Consider the following 3,316-nt stretch of genomic DNA (forward strand, 5'->3'; position numbering starts at 1 on the left):
ACGGTAAAGAGCAATTAATTTATACAGAAAATAATTTAATTTTACAATTTTTAAGAAAATATTTACCGCAATTTGAAAAAAAAGGTTTAACTTATTTAAGTATTTTAAATGTAGCAAAAATACCCAAAACTGATGATGATTTAACTCAATTATTTCAAGAATACGATCGACTAAAGCGAGAAATTAACTATCTAATTAAAAATATCCGAAAAATCTACCTAGAATTAGATGAAATGGTTAAAAATTTATATCATGATTAGCCGAGATATAATTAGGGGATAAATTTTTCATTATAATGTTGTTTTCTCAGAATTTAGTTAAATGTTTGTGGCACATTGCCCTAGAAATTTATTGTTGGAAGTTTATTTTTAAGTAAAAACTGATTAATAATAATCCTTTGTTAATTGTTAATTAATAATTGTCTGTGTTAGTTTAGTTTTGAAAGTCAATCAAATTAAATAATTAACATCATGACATCCTCATTTACTCCCTTGAATTCAAGGTTTAGTATTAGTGGTTTATCTATTCGTCGTCACATCGCTACAATTATTTTAACTCTAGCAGTAATGGTAATAGGTATCTTTTTCGTTACTACCATTCAAGTTGATTTATTACCTTCTATCACTTATCCTCGTATTGGTGTAAGACTAGAAACCGAAGGTATTGTACCTGAAATCGCTGTGGAAGAAATTACTCGCCCTTTAGAAGAGGCTTTTTCGGCTACCGAAGGAGTTGAGTTAGTTTATTCTCAAACGGCAGAAAATCGCATTAGTTTAGATTTATTTTTTCGAGTCGGTGGTAATATTGATCAAGCTCTAAATGACGCTAGTGCATCCTTGAATCGTGCTAGAAGTCGCTTACCTGATAATATTGAGAATCCCCGTTTATTCAAATTTGAGCCTTCTGCTTCACCTATTTATGAATTTGCTGTTACTTCTGACGTTCGAGATATTTTAAATTTAAGGGTTTTTACAGAAGAAGAATTAGCTAGAGAATTAAGTGTTGTACCAGGAGTCGCATCTGTGGATGTTTCTGGAGGAGTAGAAGAAGAAGTGAGAGTACAAATTGATCTTCAACGTTTACAGGCTTTAGGAATTGCTTTAAATGATGTTTTAAACGAAATTCGAGATTCTAATCAAGATATAACAGGAGGACGATTATTAGGGGAAAATAACGAACCTTTAACCCGTGTTATTGGTAGATTTAAAAATGCTGAAGCATTAAATAATTTATCTTTTCCCATTCCTAATTCTTCTCATCGTGTTTATTTGAATGAATTTGCTGATGTTATTGATGGAGCACAAAATCAACGTATATTTGTGTATCTTAATGATACTCCTGCTGTTAAAGTTAGCATTCAAAAACAACCAGAAGCCAATACTATTGAGGTGATAGAATCTATCAAAGCCAAAATAGCACAGTTGCAAAAAAGTAATATTATTCAAAATGATTTAACTATATTACCGACTCTCGATGAATCTATTTTTATTCGTAATGCCATCAATAATGTTATTTCTTCCGGTTTAGTTGGTACAGCATTAGCGGCGATCGCCGTATTATTATTTTTAGGTTCAATTCGTCAAACTATTATCATCATCATCTCTATACCCTTAGCTACATTGGCGGCGGTAATTATGATGAAAATTTGTGGTTTATCCTTAAATGTCTTTAGTTTAGGTGGATTAGCTTTAGGAGTGGGGATTGTAGTTGATAACTCCATCGTTATGTTAGAAACTATAATTGAAGGTACAGATAAAATTATTCATGATCCAATTCACGAAAAAGGAGTTTATCGTCGGCAAATTATCGAACAGTCCGTAGATAGTGCCTCCGAAGTAGAATCAGCTTTAATCGCCTCTACCAGTACTAACTTAGTGGCTGTGTTACCCTTTTTGATGATTGGGGGTTTTATCTCACTGTTATTCAATGAATTAGTTTTAACTATCAGCTTTGCGGTTGGTGCTTCTATTGTGGTAGCTTTAACTATTGTACCAATGTTGACATCTCGGTTATTAGCTATTCAATTTTCTAGTCAAATTAGACGTTTTTTTATAATTTCATGGTTTAACAAGGCTTTTAATGCGGCTAATAATAGTTTTACTCTTTTTTTGGCTTTTTTACTCAAAATTCGTTGGATTTTTGTTTTGGCAATTTTTTTGCTCTTAGGTTTAACCAGCTTAAACTTAGCCCAAGAACTACCCCAAGAAGTTTTACCAACTATAAACACAGGACAAGCTAACTTATTAGTACAATTTCCTCCCAATACTACCCTAGCAACTAATCGTCAAGTCATGCAGCTAGTTAATGAAGTTATTTTAAAACAACCAGAAACTGAATATGCTTTTACCACTTCAGGAGGTTCTTTATTCAGTACTACCACCAATGAAAATGTGTTGAGAGGTTCGAGTAATATTACCGTTAAATCAGGGACAAATTTAGATGACTATATAATGAATCTCAATCAAGAATTAGATCAACTTAACCTTGTCAATATTCGTTTACGTCTTAATAAAGGTACAGTTCGAGGCTTATTTTTCAATAATTCTCCAGTCAGGGCTGATGTTGATATTATTTTACAAGGTAATGATCAAAATTTACTAGAAGAAACAGGAAGACAAGTATTAAATATTCTTGACGAGAAAGCAAAATTAGTCAGATTTCGCCCTGATGCTGATGGCAATCAACCAGAAGTTACCATTCAACCTGATTTACAAAAATTAGCAGATTTACGTCTAAATTTTAGGGATATTACTGATTCTTTACAAACTACCGTAAGTGGATTAGTTATTTCTCAATTACAACGAGGAGATAGATTAATCGATATAAGGGTACAATTAGATCCGAATTTAGTCAAAGATGCTAATGCTTTATTAGAAGTACCACTTTTTACTGATAATAATCGCTTAATTCGTTTAGGGGATATAGCTACTATTTCTACCGGAAGAGCTCCTTCTCAAATTCAACGCATCAACCAACGTCAAGTATTTATCATCACAGGAAGTTTAGCAGAAAAAGTCTCATTAGGACCAGCATTAGAGGAAGTAGAAGGTATTTTAAACACCATTGACTTACCTCAAGGGATTCGTCTTTTACCGAGCATCGCAGCCGAAAGTAACAAACAATTACAAGCCTCTTTGCCTATTTTGGGAAGTTTAGCCGCCTTTCTCGTCTTTGTCGTTATGGCAGTACAATATAATTCTTTAATAGATCCTATAGCACTTATGTTTACTTTACCTATAGCATTATCAGGAGGGATTATCGGCTTATATGTCACAGTAACCCCCATCGGTGAAAGAGTGAATGTTGGGGAAGTTTT

Annotated in this window: 2 protein-coding genes; both read left to right on the forward strand. The window is 33.0% G+C overall.

The genetic code is table 11. The features are described from left to right. The coding region (locus FWJ34_RS18855) for a hypothetical protein (RefSeq protein WP_308256870.1) at positions 1-260 on the forward strand (260 nt) is incomplete at its 5' end. Between the two features lie 210 nt (positions 261-470). Then, the coding region (locus tag FWJ34_RS18860; protein WP_308256871.1) for an efflux RND transporter permease subunit at positions 471-3,316 on the forward strand (2,846 nt) is incomplete at its 3' end.

Origin of the sequence: Geminocystis sp. GBBB08 (genome assembly GCF_016743215.1) — a bacterium.
Classification (GTDB): Bacteria; Cyanobacteriota; Cyanobacteriia; order Cyanobacteriales; family Cyanobacteriaceae; genus Geminocystis.